Below are 16331 nucleotides of genomic sequence, written 5' to 3'. Positions count from 1 at the left end.
ATGCGCGCATGGCTCAGCCCAGGAACGCCTCTGCGTTGGCGGCGAGCAGCTTGGTCCGGGCCGTGTCCGACAGGAAGCCGGCGTTCCGGATCAGGTCGCCCGGTGGCGACTCGCCGAGCGGGTAGGGAAAGTCGCTGCCGAGCATCACGTGGTCCTCCCCGAGAGTGTCGACGAGCAGCCGCAGCGCGCGCTCGTCGAAGACGGCAGAGTCGACGCTGAACCTGCCGAGGTAGTGGGACGGCGGCCGTTCCGAGACGCCGACCAGGTCGTGCCTGCGGTGCCAGGCGTTCTCGAACCGGCCGAGCCAGAACGCGAACGAGCCGCCGCCGTGCGCGAAGCAGATGCGCAGCGTGTCCGGCACCCGATCGAACACGCCGCCGAGGATCATCGCCAGGATGGACAGGTGCGTCTCCGCGGGCATCCCGACCAGCCACTGCGCCATCCACCGCTCGATGCGCGGGCCGGCGGGCAGGTCCCACGGGTGTACGAAGACAGGAACGTTCCTTTCGGCGCAGTGCTGGAGGAACAGGACGACGCCCGGGTCGTCGAGGTCGTGGTCGCCGACGTGGTTGCCGATCTCCACGCCCCTGTGACCTGAGTCCAGGCAGCGGTCCAGCTCCGCGCAGGCCAGCTCGGGGTCCTGCAGCGGCACCTGGCAGAACGGGACCAGCCGCGGGTCCGCGCAGATCTCCAGGGCGAGGTCGTTGAAGACCTTCGCGATCCGCATGCCCTCGACGGCCGGCCGGTCGTAGCCGAAGAAGACGGGCGTGGGCGAGACCACCTGGCGGTCCACGCCGTCCTCGTCCATCCGCGCGAGCCGGACCCGCGGGTCCCAGCAGTCATCCTGAATTTTCCGGAAATCACGGTCGTTGACGAGGATCGTCGCTTCACGCTCCGACTCGATCCTGAGCCGGGGCGCCCCGGGCCAGCCCAGGTCGGGCCAGCCCCTGGGCACGAAATGCGTGTGGACGTCGACGGCCATCTAGCCCTTGCCAGGGTGGAGCGCGCCGCAGTTGCCGCAGGTACGGGCCTGCTCGTCGGCGTAGAACGCCTCGAAGACGGGCGGCAGGTCCTTGACGATGTCGCGTACCTGCAACTCGACCTCGTGCACCCGATCGCCGCACTCCATGCAGTACCACTGGAACTTCTCCAGCTCGCCCTCCGGCCGGATCTTCTCCACCACGAGCCCCACGGACCCGGCCTCCGGCCGCTGCGGCGAATGCGGCATGCGCGGGGGCAGCAGCCACATCTGCCCCTCGCGGATGTGCACGGTCTCGGGGCCGTTCTCGGTCACGACGTTGACGTGCATGTTGCCGCGCACCTGGTAGAACAGCTCCTCGTACGGATCGACGTGGAAGTCGGTCCTGGAGTTGGGCCCGCCGACCACCATCACGATGAAGTCGCTCGCCCCCTCGAAGATCACCTTGTTGCCGACCGGCGGCTTGAGCAGGTGGGCGTGCTCGTCGATCCACTTGGTGAAGTCAATGGGCGCAATCATGATCGCTCCTGCGGGTGGTAGGCGACGGCTTGCATCTCGATGAGCAGGTGGGGGTGCGGGAGCTGGTGCACGGCGACGGTGGCCCTCGTGGGCCCCTCCTCGTCGAAGAACTCGGCGTACACCTCGTTGTAGCCCTTGAAGTCGTTCATGTTGACCAGGTACGTGGTGATCTGTACGAGGTCGGCGAGCGAACCTCCGGCCGCCTTGAGGATGTCGCCGATGTTCTCGATGACCGCCCTGGTCTGAGCGCGGATGTCCAGGTTCGTCGCCCCGTACTTGTCCACCTCCACGCCCACGAACGTGTCGTCGGGGCGCCGGCAACTCGTACCCGAGACGTACAGGAAGTCACCTGCCCGTTTGACGTGCGGGAACCTCCCTCGGGGGACGGCCTTGCCGGGCACCCTGAGCCCCTTGACGCGTCCGCTCATTTAGGGAACACCGCCCGCACCGAGCCCAGCCCCTCGACGCGTGCCTCGAACACGTCCCCGGGCTCGACGGGCACCACCGGGCCGAGCGCGCCGGTCAGCACCACGTCTCCGGCCCGCAGCGCGTACTCCGTGGGGCCCAGCCGGGAGGCGAGCCAGACGGCGGCGTTGAGCGGGTGGCCCAGGCACGCCTCGCCGAAGCCGGTCGAGACCTCCTGACCGCCCCGCGTCATCGTCATCGCCGCCGTCCGAAGATCCAGGCCCATCAGCGAGACGGGCGTGCTGCCCAGCACGAACGCGCCCGCCGACGCGTTGTCCGCGACCGTGTCGGCCAGCGTGATGTCCCAGCCGGCGATCCGCGAGTCGGCGATCTCGATGGCGGGCAGCGCGAACTCCACCGCCCTGAGCACGTCGGCCACCGTGAACGGCCCGCCGATCAGGTCCCGGCCGAGCACCAGCGCGACCTCGGCCTCGGCCCGCGGCTGCAGCAACCCGTCCAACGGCACGGGAAGCCCATCCGCGTACGACATGTCCACAAAGAGCATGCCGAAGTCCGGCTGGTCAATGCCGAACTGCTGCTGCAGCAGCGGGTTGGTCACGCCGACCTTCCTGCCGACGAGCCGCCGCCCCGCCTCGATCGCCCGCCGCGTGTTGATCTCCTGTACGGCGTACGCGTCGGCCGCCGTGCCGACCAGGTCCCTGATCGGCGCGCACGGTTTGCCGGAACGCGCGGCCTCGGCCAGTCGGTCGGCGGCCTGGGTCTGCGTGTCCACGGCCTCGGACCATTCGTCATACATCGGGTTGCTCCAGTTTGATGGTGATCGTGGTGGGTTCGGAGTAGAAGTCGAGCGACTGGATGCCACCCTCCCGGCCGATGCCCGACAACTTCACACCGCCGAACGGGGTGCGCAGGTCGCGCAGGTACCAGGTGTTCACCCAGACGAGGCCGGCCTCCAGCCGCTGCGCGACGCGATGGGCGCGGTCGAGGTTGGTCGTCCACAGCGTGGCGGCCAGGCCGTACTCGCTGCCGTTGGCCAGGTCGATCGCCTCGGCCTCGCTGTCGAAGGGGGCGACGTGGCACACGGGACCGAAGATCTCCTCCCGGTTGAACCTGGACCATTCCGACAAGCCTGTCACTACCGTCGGTTCTACGAAATATCCGGAATCGCGTGGGTCGCCGAACGTGGGGACGCCGCCCCCCGTGAGCACCTTGGCTCCCTCCGAGCGGGCCAAGGAGTAGTAGGAGAGCACCTTCTCGCGGTGCTCCTTGGAGATCATCGGCTGCGGCTCGATCTCCTGGGCGCGGCTCGCGAGCCGGGCGCAGAACTCCTCGAAGATCGGCCGCTCCACATAGAGCCGCTCGGTGCACAGGCACACCTGCCCGCCGTTGGTGAAGACCGACTTCACGGTCCCGTCGATGGCCCGGTCGAGGTCGCAGTCCTCGAAGATCAGCCCGGCGTTCTTGCCGCCCAGCTCGAACGAGACCGGCTTGACCCGGTCGGCCACCGTCCGCATGATCGCGGTGCCTGTCTTGGTGGACCCGGTGAACGTCACGGCGTCCACCCATGGGTGCTCGACCAGGAGCTGGCCGGCGGAGCCGTACCCGAAGATGATGTTGACGACGCCCGGGGGCAGACCGGCGTCGGCGCAGATCTCGGCGAACACCGCCGCCGAGCCGGGCGTGTGCTCCGACGGCTTGACCACCACCGTGTTGCCGGCGACCAGCGCGGGCGCGAGCTTCCATGTCATCAGCAGGAACGGCAGGTTCCAGGGGACGATCACCGCGACCACGCCGAGCGGCCTGCGCACGGTGTAGCTGAGCACGCCGGACAGGTGGAAGGCGTCGTCCGGGCGCTGGGCGGCTATCTCGGCGAAGGCGCGGAAGTTCGCGATGCCGCGCGGGATGTCGAGCGTGCGGGTCTGGTCGAGCGGCTTGCCCGTGTCGGCGATCTCCGCCGTCACCAGGTCGTCGAAGCGGGCCTCGATGCCCGCGGCCAGGCGCCGCATCCACCCGGCGCGCTCGCCGACGGGCATCGCCGCCCAGTCGCGCGCCGCCTCCCTGGCCGCGCGCACGGCCCGGTCGACGACCTCGGGATCGGCCTCGTGCACCTGGCTGATCACCGTGCCCGTCACGGGGTCGTGGACCGGGAACGTCTTACCCGCGCCCACCGGCTCGCCACCGATGTAATGGGTCAGCACGACACTCTCCTCTTCTCCCCTGTATAGATCGCTGAGCGATCGGCGGACAACGGGTGCGTCGGGACTGCCTGATCGCATCGTCTCGCCGGAACGCCGTCAGCGCTATGAGCGATGCTGTTGCACATGCGAACCAGAACCGATCAAGTCGCTGCCCCCGACGGCACCTTCGACGTCCATCTATGGTTCCCCGACTCGGGGACGGGACCCGGGATCCTCCTGGTCCAGGAGATCTACGGCGTCGGCCCTTACATCGAGAAGGTCGCACTCGACCTCGCCGGCCGCGGCTACGTCGTCGCCGCGCCGGACCTCTTCTGGCGCCTCCACCCCCACTGGCGGGGCGAGCACACCCCCGAGGGCACCGCGGCCTCGATCGAGCTCGCGAGCGGGTTCGACTTCGCGAAGGGCGTGGCCGACTGCGCGCTGACGGTCGCGCACCTGCGCTCGTTGCCCGAGGTGCGCGGTGGGGTGGGCGCGCTGGGGTTCTGCCTGGGCGGCTCGATCGACTACACGCTCGCCGCGCAGGTGGAGCTGGACGCCGTCCTGTCCTTCTACGGCTCCGCCGTGCCCGACTCGACCGGTCTCATGGACCGCATCACGGCGCCCCTGCTGCTGGTCTTCGGCGGCAGCGACCCGTACATCGAGCGCGGGCGGGTGGCCGTCGTCGAGCGGGCCTCGGAGGGCCGGCCGAACGTGGTCATGCACATCGAGGAGGCGGCCGGGCACGCCTTCCACAACAGCGAGGCCCCGATGTTCCACAACCCGGAGGCGGCCGAGCGTACATGGGAGGTGGCTCTCGGTTTCCTGTCCGAGCACCTGCCGCTGACCCTGTCCAGATAGACAGCTTCCGGTACCCCTCGATCATCGCCATCATGGTCGGATGGCGCGGACGTGGGAATTGTGGGGAACCATCATTATTGCTGGTACGTTTGCACTTCCCGTCGCCTTGCTAGCAATCTTGCTTCTCTTCCGCCACCGCGTCCGCGCCGGCCATCCGGCGCCCCTGCGCACGGCGATCGCCGACGTCGGCATAGTGGTCGGCACGGCTCCGTGGATCTGGATGACCCTCACGCCGTCGAGCGGTCAGACAGGAGTCAGTCTCATCCCGTTCACCGACCTTGCGGACCTGGTCACAGCGCCGTGGGAGGCGGTGTTCGTGCAGGTCGGGGGCAACCTGCTGGTGTTCGCCGCGCTGGGCGCGCTGCTGCCGGTACGCAGCCGCGCGATGTCCTCGACGGCGCGCGTTGCGGCGGTCGCGGCCGGATTTTCGGTCATCGTCGAAGTCCTTCAGTACGTCTTGCGATTGGGTCGTTTCTCGTCCGTCGACGACGTCCTCCTGAACACGGCCGGCGCTGCGATCTTTGCCCTGATTACTCGCCGCTGGTGGGCCGTTCGAATACCGGCTGAGACCGTTCCACGGTAACGGTCTGCTAAAACCCCGTCGAATTCACCACTCGGGCACGATCCGCTCAAAAGAAGCCCACGACCAAGCTTTCTATCTGTGCGATCGTGGACAAGACGGGGCAAGTTCTCTGGAGACGCCACAACCTGGTTGGTGACAGAGGGTGATCAATAGTGTCTGAATCCCCGGTACCCCACGAGCCCCCTATCTATCGCCGCATCGCCGACGGTCTCCGCGCCCGGATCCTGTCCGGCGAACTGCGCGACGGGGACCGACTACCGGGCGAGAACGCGCTGATGGCCGAATACGCAATCGCACGAGCCACCGCCAGGCAGGCGCTTGCCGTATTGATCAATGAAGGGCTGGCGGTACCCAAACGAGGTTCGGGGGTTTACGTGCGGCTGTTCAAACCGATACGCAGGCACGGCTCACGCCGCCTGTCACGAGAGCAGTGGGGTCAGGGCCGGGCCATCTGGGATGCGGACACGCGGGGCCGGCCTTTCACGGTGGACCGGGTGGAGGTGGCTCTGGAGCGGGCCGCCGAGGAGGTGGCGGGCGTCCTGGAGAGCGGCGAGGTATGGGTACGTCGGCGCCGCTACTCGGTCGACACCAGGCCCGTGCAGTTGGCCACCTCCTACTTCCCGGCGCACCTGGTCGAAGGCAGCGCGATCACCCTCGCTGACACCGGCCCGGGCGGCGTCTACGCCAGGCTGAGCGACCTCGGCGTCCCTCCTGCCCACTTCACCGAGGAGGTGCGCGCCCGCATGCCGACGCCACGCGAGATCGCGCTGCTCGACCTGCCCGGCGGGACCCCGGTGATCGTGATCGCCAGGACCGCGTACACGTCGGGCGGGTTGCCCGTCGAGCTCAACGAGATGGTGCTCGACTCGGCGGCGTACGTACTCCAGTACGACTTCGACGCCTAGTTCAAGAGCATCTGTCAAGCGATAGGTTGACCTGTCCATCTCGATCATTGAATTCTCTAGAGAAGTGCCTCATCTTCGAAGGAGATGGAACCTCGCCTGGGGACCCGGGAAGGCGGACAGCAATGTCCTTTGATGGGCATCTTGCCGAGATCGCCCGGGAGTACCCCCAGTGGACCATCTGGCGGAGCGACGCGGGCCGCTGGTGGGCCACGAGACACCATCCGCTCAGCGCGGCGCAGCACGCTGCCGGATGTGCGATGACCATCGACGCGGACGACCCGGACGGTCTGCGCGACCAGCTCCGGGAGCAGGAGAGGCGGGCCGGCGAGCAGCAGCCCTGGCAAGCGGGGCCCGCCCCTCCCTGACGCAGGCCGTTACGCGGCCGGCGTCCACAAGCAGCCCGGTGCCGGGTCCAGCGTCTCGGCGGCCCCGGCACCGGGCCTCCAAATACAGGAGGGGCCACGATCGCGGAAGCCTCCGACCCTATCGGGGGCGGAGGCTTCCGCCCCGCCCCAGTTGCCCTCACGCTCCCTCAGGCACGCACCCGGCCTCGGCCGGACCGCCCGCCGCCCCTCCAGCCGCGCGTGGTGCGCCTCGGACCGCGCCGTGGCCGGGCAGGACCACCCACGCGCCACACGCCTTCGACCGTGCGCTAGCGCCTCTCCTCGCGCACCTCCGCTGCGCGCCACCGCTCTGCGCCACCGCCCGCACGCCGTGCGCCGCCGCCCACGCCACACGCATCCGCCGTGCGCCTCGGGCCGCGCCATGCGCCGGGCACATCTGGCCGCGTGCCCTGCGCCACCGCTCGCGAGGCATCCGCCTCCCGCCGTGCCCTTGGACCGCGCGCCTCCGCCTGTGGGGCCACGCGGCACCGCCGTGTGCCTGCGCCCCGCACCCGCCCCAGTACACCGCCTACGCCGCCCGGCCAGGACGGCGGTGCGTCCCGTACGACGCGTCCGGCCGTGTGCAAAGGCACGACGCGGGGTGGCGCCCCGGGGCGGGTGGTCAGGCCCCCGCGCGGGGCGGCATCCCGTGCGTGCGTAAGCGCCCCCCGGCGGGCCGGGGTTACTTGTGGACTTCGGTCAGCCGGACGACGTGGACGTCGGTGTCCTCGGAGACGTCCCCCTCGACCTTGAGCTTGACCGTCTCGTCCGGGTCCCCGCCCGTGTCCACGTCCGGGTCCATGATGACCCGCACCTCGTCCTGGGGCGACGCGGGAGGCGTGGCGGTCTCGGGGATCAGTGCCCCGGCCGTCGACTCCTTACGCATGAGGTCGCCGAGGACGGAGCCGATCTCGGTCAGCCGACGCACGACCTCCGTGTGCGTGTTGGTCAGGTATTCGACCCGACGCCCCGCCTGCTCGTCCAGCGCGGCGGTGCGCTGGCGTGCGGAGGTGAGCATGGCCTCGGACTCGTCACGCGCCTCCGACACCAGCTTGTCGGCCTGCGCGTTGGCGGACTGCACGAGCTGCTCCGACTCGGCCTGGGCGGCGGTGATCAGGCGCTCGGACTCGGCGCGCGACTCGCGCAGCATGTCCTCGGCCTCCGTGCGGGCGGCCGCGAGCTGCTCCTCCGCGTCCGTGCCCGCCTGGGCCAGCATCCCCTCCGCGGCCTGCGTGGCCTCGTTCACCCGGCGCTCCGCCTCCGCCTGGGCAGAGGTGAGGATCTTGTCGGCGGTCTCACGGGAGGTGGTCAGGAGCCGTTCGGCCTCCGACTTGGCCGCGTCACGCACGCTGGCGGCCTCGGCCTCGGCGTCCTCCCGCTTGGCCGCGGCCTCCTCCTCGCCGAGCCGGAGGATCTGGGCGAGCCTGGGGCTGAGGTCCTCGTAGTTCTGCGGCGTCTCGACCATGCGCCGCCTGGCCTCCGCCAGCTCGATGCGGCCCTGCTCTGCCTGGTCGATGGCCCGCGCCAGCCGCTCTTCCAGATCCCTTATCTGGTTACGGGTGCGGATCATGTAGTCGTGGACCTGACGGCGGTTGTAACCGCGCATCACGACTTCGAAGGTGTCCTCTTGCATCAGATCGGGAATGCTCTCGTGCTGGTTCATCATGGGGGCTACCTAATGGTGGTTTGCGTGAGGCGGGGGAAAACTGCGCGGCTTGTGAGGGTCTGACGACGAGACGTCAGGAAACGACTTTCCTGCCATCTGCCCACGTCCGCAACCGGAACGCCTTAGCCGGACCTGGAATTACGATGTCTCGGATGTACATTGCAGCATTGGATAACGGGGCAGTCCCGGACATACACCCTGAGGCGTACATAGCCCCTGGCGCCGTGGTGGTCGGCAGCGTGCGCGTGGGACGGGCGTCCAGCATCTGGTACGGCTCCGTTCTCAGAGGGGACGATGAGCGGATAGAGGTCGGGGAAGAGTGCAACGTACAGGATCTGTCCTGTCTGCACGCCGATCCGGGCGAGCCCGCGATCTTGGAGGACCGGGTCAGCCTGGGCCACAAGGCCATGGTCCACGGCGCCCACGTCGAGTCGGGCGCGCTGATCGGCATCGGCGCGATCGTGCTGGGCGGCGCCCGCATCGGCGCGGGCACCCTGGTGGCGGCCGGAGCGCTCGTCGGCCCGGGCAAGCAGATCCCGTCCGGCGTGCTGGTGGCCGGTGTGCCCGGGAAGATCGTACGCGAGCTCACCGACGACGACCGGGCCTCCTTCGCCCGCACGCCGGACAACTACATGGCCAAGGCGCTCAGGCACCGGCAGGCGTCATCGCTTTGATCAGGACCTCGTCCGACACCGATGCGGTGTTGAGCGGGTCGGCGTACTCGGGCAGCTCGGGCCGGAGGAAACGGACGAAATCCACAGTCAGCTTCAGGTCGGGTACCCCCTTGATCTGCTTGGCGTTGGCCTTGGTCGCGTCCTTCTTGAGCACGTTATAGCTGTCCCAGTCGGTATAGGCGGTTACACCCCATTGGAGCACGTCGGGGAGGTTGGACGGCCAGCGTCGGCCGACCTTCCACGCTCCGCCGTCTTCCCGGTAGAGGGCGACGAAGGCGCGGCCGACCCTGCCGAGCGCGAGGTCCACCCACCCGGCCTTGACGGCCAGCTCCTGGGGCTTGGAGCTGCCGTCCTGGGTGTACTTCACCTCGACCCGGCCGCTCTCGTCGGCCGTGCCGGTGGTGACCGACACCCAGTTGGGCTTGGCGTACGAGCCGGGCTCGCGGGCCATCAGACCCCCGAGCGAGAACTTCCGCTGGGGCTGACCGCCCTTGGTGCCCTCGGCCTTGACCCGGGCGTACATGAGGATGTCCCCCGCCAGCTCCTGATAGACGAAAGGGCCGCGGAAGCCGTCGAACCAGGTCGAGGTCCTGGGCTCCAGATACAGCGAGCCCTTCACGCTCTTGTTCACGTCGAGCTTGGCGATCCTGTCGACGTCCTTCTCCGTGTCGCTCAGCTTGGTCCACATCGACATGTCCGCCGCGCTCTGGAACTCCGTCGAGGCCTCGCCCACCTCGCCACCGGGCGTCGGCGGCTGGGCCCTGTCCAGGGTGAGCACTCCTGGCCCGGTCGGGGACGGCGGCGCGGACGTGGTCACGCCGCAGGCGGAGAGCGCACCTACGACTGTCAGCGCCCCCGCCACCTTCGCCCTCATAGCGGACATTCTGCCGTGAAATGCCGATGGATGATCGGAGGCGGCCAAGTACGATGACGCCCGTGCGACCCTGGGATGCGTTCACCTCCGCCGAGGCCCAGGTCCGCGCGATGGTCGCGGACCCGCGCTGGCAAGGGCTTTCCGTGCCCGATCGCGCCCACGTACTGGCCGCCAGAATACTTGTGACCCCAGATGGCGACAGGTGGCTCTTCGGCGCGCACGCGCGCTGGCACCTGCACGACCCCGCCGACGGCCGCTGGTACCTCGCGCCGCCCCCGAGGGGCGTACGGGCACGACAGGTACGGCACGCGGCGGCGGAGCTGCCTCCTGAGGTGATCCCGTACGGACCCGACTTCCACGCCGAGCCGGGCTCCACCCAGGCGTTCATCGGCCCTGACGTGCCGGAGGGCCTCACCGAGCGGCTCCGGGTGCTGCTGCGGGCCAGCGGGCGCAAGTCGGAGCTGGACTACCCGCTGACGGCCTTCGACGAGATCTTCGCCTCCGACGTGCCGAGCACGGTGGCGGCCATCTGGGGCACGATCATGTGGTGCGCGTACGCGCCGGCGTTCGACGGCAACGAGCGGCTGATCACCGTGTTCGGCGAATACCTGCGCCGCCCGCTGCCGGGCGACGAATGGGTGCGCTGGCTGCCGGCACCGCCGCTGCTGGACCTCGTCACGCTCGTGTCCGAGCGGCGGCGGGCGGGCCACCCGCGCGCCGCGCTGAGGCTCGCCGCCGTCATGGCCGACACGGCCCAGATCCTGATGTCCGACACCCGTTTCAGGCCGCGGGCGCTGGCGCTGCTCACGATGGTCGAGCCCATGCTGCGCCGGCCGGGTCTCGACGACACCCTCACGGACGCCGAGGCGCTGCGCGCGGAGTGGCTGGACCGCTGCCCGCGGCGGCTGTGCCGGGCCCTGCTCGTCGAGAACGACGTGGCAGCGCACTTCTCACACGCCGTCTACGACCTGGTGGAGGCGCTGGCCTTCATGCCCGACCCGCCCATGGCCGCCGCGACGTTCCTGGCCGATCTGTCCGACTCCAAGGGAACGCTGCAGGCCCGGCTGGACCACCGGCTCAGGCACGCGTACGGGGAACTGGACCGAGCCGGGCTCACCGGCACCTCCGCGAGCGAGTCGACCGCGCCCGAGGGCTTCCCCGTGCTGGGCAGGGTGCTCACCAAGCCCGCACCGGCCCTGGAGGTGGCGCCGCCCGACCGGGCGAGCGCGGCGGCCGTGCTGGGGGCCGCGTACGCCACCGGCCTCGCGTGGGGGAGGCTGACGGGGGCCAAAGTGCCGCAGAGCGGACTGGCCGGGCAGACGGCGCTCGTACGGAGAGTCGTCCACGAACGCGACGACAACCACACAGACCTCACCTAAACCACAAATACCGCTATTTCTGCCTTACTCCCCCTATATCGTTCTAACACTCGAGGATCAGGTAATTCTCCGAATTGTGATCTCCGATTCGGGAAATGATCCACACGGGGGCCCACGAGGATCGGAAAGGAATGACTCCGATGGGCCATGTCGCCAGAAGGCACACCGCCGTAACCTCGTAGAGGGTGTGGGCTGCGGAAGGAAGGACGACGCGGTGGGGCACGACGACCTGGACTCTCGGGTCCACGACCGTGTCGCGTTGGACGAGATTGCGCTCTACGCCGAGGTGCTCACGGCCGTGGCTGTCAGCGAGCGGCGGCTGACCTTGGACGAACTCGACGACGCGCTCGGATTGCGGACTTCGGCGAGCCGCTGAAGGATCAATCGCGATTACTAGCCCCGGGGACCTAGTTAACAGGTTTCCGGGGTTTCCTATAACTAGTCAATCGCGCCGCAGGGTGTCCCTCTTGAGGAGGACTAAGAGCGGACGAGTCGCGCGATGGCCGCCGAGGCCTCCTTGACCTTCGCGTCGGCCTCCGGCCCGCCAGTGCTGATCGCATCCGCGACGCAGTGGGAGATGTGCTCCTCCAGCAGCCCCAGCGCCACCGCCTGGAGCGCCCGCGTGGCCGCGGAGACCTGGGTGAGCACGTCGATGCAGTAAGCGTCGTCATCGACCATGCGCTGCAGGCCCCTGATCTGACCCTCGATCCGCCTGAGACGCGTCAGATACGCCTGCTTGTCTCCGCTGTACCCATGCATGCTTCTACGGTACCTGGAAGAGATATTCAGCGGAGGTCTGTGATCAGTTTCTCCCACTGTTCGGCCACCTCGCCGGCCGCGTGGCGCACGGCGGTGTCCAGCGCGCCCGCCGCGAGTGAGCGCCGCCTGCGCTCGTCGTCGATCAGCGCCAGCAGGGCCGCCGCGAACAGCTCCAGCTCGTCCTGGGTCTCGGGCACCAGCACGCCGTTGTAGCCCGTCGCCACGAACTCCTCCGGCCCCCTGGCCCCTTCGAAGGCCACCACGGGCACCCCGCAGCCCATGGCCTCGAGCACGGCCATGCCCAGGTCCTCGCTGCGCGAGGTGGTGGCCACGATCGACGCCTTGGCGAACTCGCCCGCCAGGTCGGGCGTCATGCCCATGAAGTAGACGTGGTTGTGCAGGTCGAGGTCGCGGGCCAGCGTGCGCAGCCGCCGCTCCTCCGGGCCGCCGCCGTACAGCCGCAGCCGCCAGTCGGGCCGCTTGTCCGCCACGATCGCGAACGCCCTGATCAGCCGGTCGTACGCCTTGACCGGCACCCACCGCCCGCCGGCCGCCACGATCCTGTTGTCCATGCGCGAGCGCGGCCACGGGCCATCAGGCAGCGCGTCCAGCACGGAGTGCACGGCGGGCCCGTCGGTGAGCAGCTTGCTCCACTCCTCGCCGGCCGACTCGGTGGCCGTCACGACGGCGTCCAGGCGCGGATAGAGGCGTTTCACCGGCCCTGGCACCACGGGCCTGCCCCACTCCCTGGCGATCTTCAGGGTCTCGCGCGGGGCGTGCCTGGCGGCCTGGACGCCGAGCCCCGGCCTGGTGGTGATCAGCACGTCGGACTTGAGGTTGCGCAGCAGCCGCCACAGCGCCACCTCGGTGCGTACCTGTCCGCGTGGGAGCAGGTGCCTGACACCGGGCCTGGCGTCGATCACGCTGCGCATGGCCACCCCGGGCGCGACGGGGAAGAACGGCTTCTCCTTCTGCCGCCGTACGCTGATCACCTCGACGTCGTGCCGCTCGGACAGGGCGCCGGCCAGGTTGAGCGCGGCACGCACGTCGCCCCGCATGGCGTACGCCGAGGTGAGGAGCAGGCTGACCTTCATCCGCCCACCTCGATCCGCAGCTCGTCGTCGGCGGTGTAGCCGGGCCTTATGGGCACGCCGTCCACGGTGGCCGAGGGATAGTGCAGCCGGCGTCTCTTGCCGTCGACGTCGTCGAGCCGCGAGCCCAGCCTGAGTGGCGTGGGCACGCCCTCGACCTCCAGCGCGGGCTCCCAGGTGCCCGAGTCCGCCCCGGTGTCGGGGTCGGCCGCGACCACGTCCACGAGCGACACCGCGGCGTGGAAGCGCACGCCCTGCACGGTGGCCGTGGCGCGGAGGCGCGTGTTCGTCTGCCTGCGGTCCAGGGTCAGCCTGGCCTCGTGGCGGGAGTCGTCGTCCTCGAGCCCCGTGTACGCCAGCAGGCCCATCACCTCGAACCGCCCCTCCCTGAACCAGATCGCGCGCACCTCGGCCACCGGCTCGGCGTCGGAGATCTTCAGCGCCAGGTAGCCGTTGCGCGTGCGGTACGAGCGGTAGGCGAGGGTCCGCCGGCACAGCGCGTACGCGTCGAGGTGATCGAGCGAGAAGCCGGGATCGACGCTGCGCAGCCTGCTGCGTTTGCCGTCGCGCCGCAGGTAGGTGTCCCAGCGCCCGGCGGTGAGCTCCAGCGGCGCGAGCGAGACCGCGAGCGTGGCCTCACGGGCCCGCGCGCCCGGCGTGCCGAGCCGCACGTCACGTTCGACCCCCGTGGTGCGATGCCTGAGCACGAGCTCGGTGCCGGCTTCCAGTGGTGCGTCGATGGCGAGCCGGAGGGCGAGGACGTCGGCCAAGGTGACTTCGGCGTCCGTGACGACGACGCCCATCACGAGCCCCCTCCCCGTCGAATAGAGCCATGCGACGTTGAGGTTACCGTGATTTTCCCGTTATGTGGATGTCGGATTTCGGACACTTGGGTCGCTGACATGCGAGGCTGCCCTACAGCGACGGTGAGGGAGTCCGACAGCCAGGGGTCAGGAAGCGCCCTTGACCGACTTGATCAAGAGCTGTGCCACGTCCACGACTTCGAGCGACTCCTTGGCCTCGCCGTTGTTCTTCTTCTCGTTGATGGCGTCGCCGAGCATCACCATGCAGAACGGGCAGGCGGTGGAGACGGTGTCGGGGTCGGTGGTCAGCGCCTCGTCCACGCGCTCGGTGTTGATGCGCTTGCCGATGCGCTCCTCCATCCACATGCGCGCGCCGCCGGCGCCGCAGCAGAAGCCGCGGTCCTTGTGGCGGTGCATCTCCTGGGTCCGCACGCCCGGCACCTTGGACATGATGTCGCGGGGCTGGGAGTAAACCTTGTTGTGGCGGCCGAGGAAGCACGGGTCGTGATAGGTGATCTTCTCCTCGATCGGCGTGATCGGGGTGAGCAGCCCCTCGTCCACCAGCTTCGACAGCAGCTGCGTGTGGTGCACGACCTCGTACGTGCCGCCCAGCTGCGGATACTCGTTGGCCAGGGTGTTGAAGCAGTGCGGGCAGGTGGCGACGATCTTCTTGACGCCGGCCTCGTTGAGCGTCTCGATGTTCTGCTGGGCCAGCATGTTGAACAGGTACTCCATGCCCAGGCGGCGGGCCGGGTCGCCGGTGCACGCCTCCATCGGGCCGAGCACCGCGAACTTCACGCCCGCGATGTGCAGCAACTCCGCCACGGCCTTGGTGGTCTTCTTGGCCCGGTCCTCGAGCGCGCCCGCGCAGCCCACCCAGAACAGGTACTCGGTGTCCTCGGGCATCTTCTCGTCGACGACCTCGACCTCGAAGTCGAGCTCGCCGATCCAGTCGGCCCGCTTCATCTCGGACATGCCCCAGGGGTTGCCCTTGTTCTCCAGGTTCTTCACCATCACGCCCGCCTCGGACGGGAACGACGACTCCACCATCACCTGGTAGCGGCGCATGTCGAGGATGTGGTCGATGTGCTCGATGTCCACCGGGCACTGCTCGACGCAGGCGCCGCAGTTGGTGCACGACCAGAGCACGTCCGGGTGGATCACGCCGTCCTCGCCGACCAGCGGCTTGTCCAGCAGCGCCAGCACGTCGGTGTCCTTGTGCTCGACGCCCTGCTGGGCCGCCAGCAGGTACGGGGCCACCTGGAAGGCGTGGTCACGCTGGTCGAGGATGAGCATCTTCGGCGACAGCGGCTTGTCGGTGTTCCACGCCGGGCACTGCGACTGGCAGCGGCCGCACTCCGTACAGGAGTAGAAGTCGAGGAAGCCCTTCCACGTGGTGTCGGCGATCTTGCCGCGCCCGAGCTTCTCCGGGTCGAGGTCCTCGTCCTCGAAGTCGACCGGCTTGCCGGCCACGCGCATCTCGGGCGCGCCGCCCAGGCCGTCGGGGCGGCGCGAGAACAGCACGTTGAGCGGCGCGGTGAAGATGTGCAGGTGCTTGGAGTTCACCACGATGACCAGGAACACCAGCATGAAGCCGATGTGTAGCAGCAGCGCGATCTCCTCCAGCAGCGCGCTGTGCGGCAGCGCGTCGCCGATCGCCAGCGAGACGAACGCCCCGGAGGAGTAGGGGAAGTTGCCGTTGGCGGCCGACGCGCCGCGGGCGAGGAACAGCGTCCAGATGATGTTGAAGATCATGAACAGGACGAGCCACGCGCCGCCGAGGTGCGAGCCGGAGAAGCGGGAGGTGCGGCCGAGCGTCTTGGGAGAGTTCTTGATCCGGATCGCGGCGAACGCGACCAGGCCGAGCACGCACGCGACCGCGATGAAGTCCTGCAGGAAGCCGAGGACGCCCCAGGTGCCGATCAGCGGGATGTGGAAGTCGGGCCTGCCGGTGATCGCGCCCTGGATGATCGCGCCGTACGCCTCGATGTAGACGGTCAGCAGGATGAAGAACGCCCACATGACGAAGAAGTGCGCGGTGCCCGACGGGGTCCACTTCAGCAGCTTCTTCTGTCCGAACACCTCGACGAGCTGCGCCTTGAGCTCATCCCCCGCATGGGTCCTGGCGTACTCGATCCGCTCGGGGGCGGGCGGCCCCACCGTCGCGAGCCTGAACAGGAACAGCACCCTGCGGCCGGCGACGGCCACCGCCAGGACGGTCATCACTAGTCCGATGATGGCTACCCAGAGCACGG

Annotated in this window: 18 protein-coding genes; 7 read left to right on the top strand and 11 right to left on the bottom strand. The window is 69.1% G+C overall.

Annotation, left to right across the window (positions count from 1 at the left end):
* Nucleotides 1-13 precede the first annotated feature (13 nt).
* From AB0J64_RS40745 to AB0J64_RS40725, 5 genes are read right to left on the bottom strand one after another with little or no spacing between them, the layout of a single operon-like run.
* A complete protein-coding gene (locus AB0J64_RS40745) occupies nt 14-982 on the bottom strand; it encodes an amidohydrolase family protein (protein ID WP_364040005.1) in 969 nt (322 codons plus the stop codon).
* Nucleotides 983-1498, bottom strand: coding sequence for a 3-hydroxyanthranilate 3,4-dioxygenase (locus AB0J64_RS40740; RefSeq protein WP_364040002.1), 516 nt, complete (start codon nt 1496-1498; stop codon nt 983-985).
* Nucleotides 1495-1926, bottom strand: a complete 432-nt coding sequence (locus tag AB0J64_RS40735) for a RidA family protein (protein WP_364039999.1) — start codon at nt 1924-1926, stop codon at nt 1495-1497. Before AB0J64_RS40735 ends, AB0J64_RS40740 begins: the two co-directional genes overlap by 4 nt.
* Nucleotides 1923-2720 carry a fumarylacetoacetate hydrolase family protein gene (locus tag AB0J64_RS40730; RefSeq protein ID WP_364039996.1) on the bottom strand — a complete coding sequence of 266 codons (798 nt, stop codon included), beginning with the start codon at nt 2718-2720 and terminating at the stop codon, nt 1923-1925. Before AB0J64_RS40730 ends, AB0J64_RS40735 begins: the two co-directional genes overlap by 4 nt.
* Nucleotides 2713-4122: an aldehyde dehydrogenase family protein gene (locus tag AB0J64_RS40725; protein ID WP_364039993.1), complete on the bottom strand. Its 1410-nt coding sequence runs from the start codon at nt 4120-4122 to the stop codon at nt 2713-2715. The genes AB0J64_RS40730 and AB0J64_RS40725 overlap by 8 nt, the downstream gene beginning before the upstream one ends.
* A gap of 123 nt (nt 4123-4245) precedes the next feature.
* On the opposite strand from AB0J64_RS40725, the gene AB0J64_RS40720 reads away from it, so the two are divergent.
* From AB0J64_RS40720 to AB0J64_RS40705, 4 genes are all read left to right on the top strand, one after another.
* Nucleotides 4246-4959 (top strand): dienelactone hydrolase family protein, encoded by a 714-nt coding sequence (locus AB0J64_RS40720; protein ID WP_364039990.1) that lies wholly within the window; start codon nt 4246-4248, stop codon nt 4957-4959.
* A 40-nt stretch (nt 4960-4999) separates the two neighbouring features.
* On the top strand, nt 5000-5542 hold the full coding sequence (locus AB0J64_RS40715) for a VanZ family protein (RefSeq protein WP_364039987.1): 543 nt from the start codon (nt 5000-5002) through the stop codon (nt 5540-5542).
* A 152-nt stretch (nt 5543-5694) separates the two neighbouring features.
* Nucleotides 5695-6447 carry a GntR family transcriptional regulator gene (locus AB0J64_RS40710; RefSeq protein WP_345000685.1) on the top strand — a complete coding sequence of 251 codons (753 nt, stop codon included), beginning with the start codon at nt 5695-5697 and terminating at the stop codon, nt 6445-6447.
* A gap of 122 nt (nt 6448-6569) precedes the next feature.
* Nucleotides 6570-6812, top strand: a complete 243-nt coding sequence (locus AB0J64_RS40705; protein WP_364039983.1) for a hypothetical protein — start codon at nt 6570-6572, stop codon at nt 6810-6812.
* Between the two features lie 700 nt (nt 6813-7512).
* On the opposite strand, the gene AB0J64_RS40700 is transcribed toward AB0J64_RS40705, so the two are convergent.
* Nucleotides 7513-8496 (bottom strand): hypothetical protein, encoded by a 984-nt coding sequence (locus tag AB0J64_RS40700; protein WP_364039980.1) that lies wholly within the window; start codon nt 8494-8496, stop codon nt 7513-7515.
* 143 nt (nt 8497-8639) lie between these two features.
* On the opposite strand from AB0J64_RS40700, the gene AB0J64_RS40695 reads away from it, so the two are divergent.
* Nucleotides 8640-9170, top strand: coding sequence for a gamma carbonic anhydrase family protein (locus tag AB0J64_RS40695; protein ID WP_364039977.1), 531 nt, complete (start codon nt 8640-8642; stop codon nt 9168-9170).
* Here the strand turns inward: AB0J64_RS40695 and AB0J64_RS40690 are convergent.
* On the bottom strand, nt 9142-10044 hold the full coding sequence (locus AB0J64_RS40690) for a hypothetical protein (protein WP_364039974.1): 903 nt from the start codon (nt 10042-10044) through the stop codon (nt 9142-9144). The genes AB0J64_RS40695 and AB0J64_RS40690 overlap by 29 nt on opposite strands.
* A 53-nt stretch (nt 10045-10097) precedes the next feature.
* Here AB0J64_RS40690 and AB0J64_RS40685 point away from each other — a divergent pair, with 53 nt between their 5' ends.
* Nucleotides 10098-11423 carry a hypothetical protein gene (locus AB0J64_RS40685; RefSeq protein ID WP_364039971.1) on the top strand — a complete coding sequence of 442 codons (1326 nt, stop codon included), beginning with the start codon at nt 10098-10100 and terminating at the stop codon, nt 11421-11423.
* A gap of 214 nt (nt 11424-11637) precedes the next feature.
* Complete coding sequence (locus tag AB0J64_RS40680; protein WP_020540796.1) at nt 11638-11799, top strand: hypothetical protein; 162 nt, start codon at nt 11638-11640, stop codon at nt 11797-11799.
* A 101-nt stretch (nt 11800-11900) separates the two neighbouring features.
* Here the strand turns inward: AB0J64_RS40680 and AB0J64_RS40675 are convergent, their stop codons facing one another.
* From AB0J64_RS40675 to AB0J64_RS40660, 4 genes are all read right to left on the bottom strand, one after another.
* The gene (locus AB0J64_RS40675) at nt 11901-12182 is read right to left on the bottom strand and encodes a metal-sensitive transcriptional regulator (RefSeq protein WP_139629693.1); all 282 of its coding nucleotides are present in this window, start codon (nt 12180-12182) and stop codon (nt 11901-11903) included.
* A gap of 26 nt (nt 12183-12208) precedes the next feature.
* Nucleotides 12209-13276, bottom strand: a complete 1068-nt coding sequence (locus tag AB0J64_RS40670; RefSeq protein WP_364039968.1) for a glycosyltransferase — start codon at nt 13274-13276, stop codon at nt 12209-12211.
* Nucleotides 13273-14076, bottom strand: coding sequence for a hypothetical protein (locus AB0J64_RS40665; protein WP_364040077.1), 804 nt, complete (start codon nt 14074-14076; stop codon nt 13273-13275). Before AB0J64_RS40665 ends, AB0J64_RS40670 begins: the two co-directional genes overlap by 4 nt.
* Nucleotides 14077-14223: 147 nt before the next feature.
* Complete coding sequence (locus AB0J64_RS40660) at nt 14224-16329, bottom strand: (Fe-S)-binding protein (protein WP_364039965.1); 2106 nt, start codon at nt 16327-16329, stop codon at nt 14224-14226.
* Between the last annotated feature and the right edge of the window lie 2 nt (nt 16330-16331).

The sequence above is a fragment of the Nonomuraea sp. NPDC049695 genome, assembly GCF_040674955.1.
Classification (GTDB): domain Bacteria; phylum Actinomycetota; class Actinomycetes; order Streptosporangiales; family Streptosporangiaceae; genus Nonomuraea; species Nonomuraea helvata.
This window is presented reverse-complemented; position numbering and strand designations above follow the sequence as displayed.

What these genes read in the sequence shown, in the direction of transcription:
- AB0J64_RS40745 (WP_364040005.1), bottom strand. Translation starts at nt 982, where the DNA reads ATGGCCGTCGACGTCCACACGCATTTCGTGCCCAGGGGCTGGCCCGAC.
- AB0J64_RS40740 (WP_364040002.1), bottom strand. Translation starts at nt 1,498, where the DNA reads ATGATTGCGCCCATTGACTTCACCAAGTGGATCGACGAGCACGCCCAC.
- AB0J64_RS40735 (WP_364039999.1), bottom strand. Translation starts at nt 1,926, where the DNA reads ATGAGCGGACGCGTCAAGGGGCTCAGGGTGCCCGGCAAGGCCGTCCCC.
- AB0J64_RS40730 (WP_364039996.1), bottom strand. Translation starts at nt 2,720, where the DNA reads ATGTATGACGAATGGTCCGAGGCCGTGGACACGCAGACCCAGGCCGCC.
- AB0J64_RS40720 (WP_364039990.1), top strand. Translation starts at nt 4,246, where the DNA reads ATGCGAACCAGAACCGATCAAGTCGCTGCCCCCGACGGCACCTTCGAC.
- AB0J64_RS40715 (WP_364039987.1), top strand. Translation starts at nt 5,000, where the DNA reads ATGGCGCGGACGTGGGAATTGTGGGGAACCATCATTATTGCTGGTACG.
- AB0J64_RS40705 (WP_364039983.1), top strand. Translation starts at nt 6,570, where the DNA reads ATGTCCTTTGATGGGCATCTTGCCGAGATCGCCCGGGAGTACCCCCAG.
- AB0J64_RS40700 (WP_364039980.1), bottom strand. Translation starts at nt 8,496, where the DNA reads ATGATGAACCAGCACGAGAGCATTCCCGATCTGATGCAAGAGGACACC.
- AB0J64_RS40695 (WP_364039977.1), top strand. Translation starts at nt 8,640, where the DNA reads ATGTCTCGGATGTACATTGCAGCATTGGATAACGGGGCAGTCCCGGAC.
- AB0J64_RS40690 (WP_364039974.1), bottom strand. Translation starts at nt 10,044, where the DNA reads ATGAGGGCGAAGGTGGCGGGGGCGCTGACAGTCGTAGGTGCGCTCTCC.
- AB0J64_RS40685 (WP_364039971.1), top strand. Translation starts at nt 10,098, where the DNA reads ATGACGCCCGTGCGACCCTGGGATGCGTTCACCTCCGCCGAGGCCCAG.
- AB0J64_RS40675 (WP_139629693.1), bottom strand. Translation starts at nt 12,182, where the DNA reads ATGCATGGGTACAGCGGAGACAAGCAGGCGTATCTGACGCGTCTCAGG.
- AB0J64_RS40670 (WP_364039968.1), bottom strand. Translation starts at nt 13,276, where the DNA reads ATGAAGGTCAGCCTGCTCCTCACCTCGGCGTACGCCATGCGGGGCGAC.
- AB0J64_RS40665 (WP_364040077.1), bottom strand. Translation starts at nt 14,076, where the DNA reads ATGGGCGTCGTCGTCACGGACGCCGAAGTCACCTTGGCCGACGTCCTC.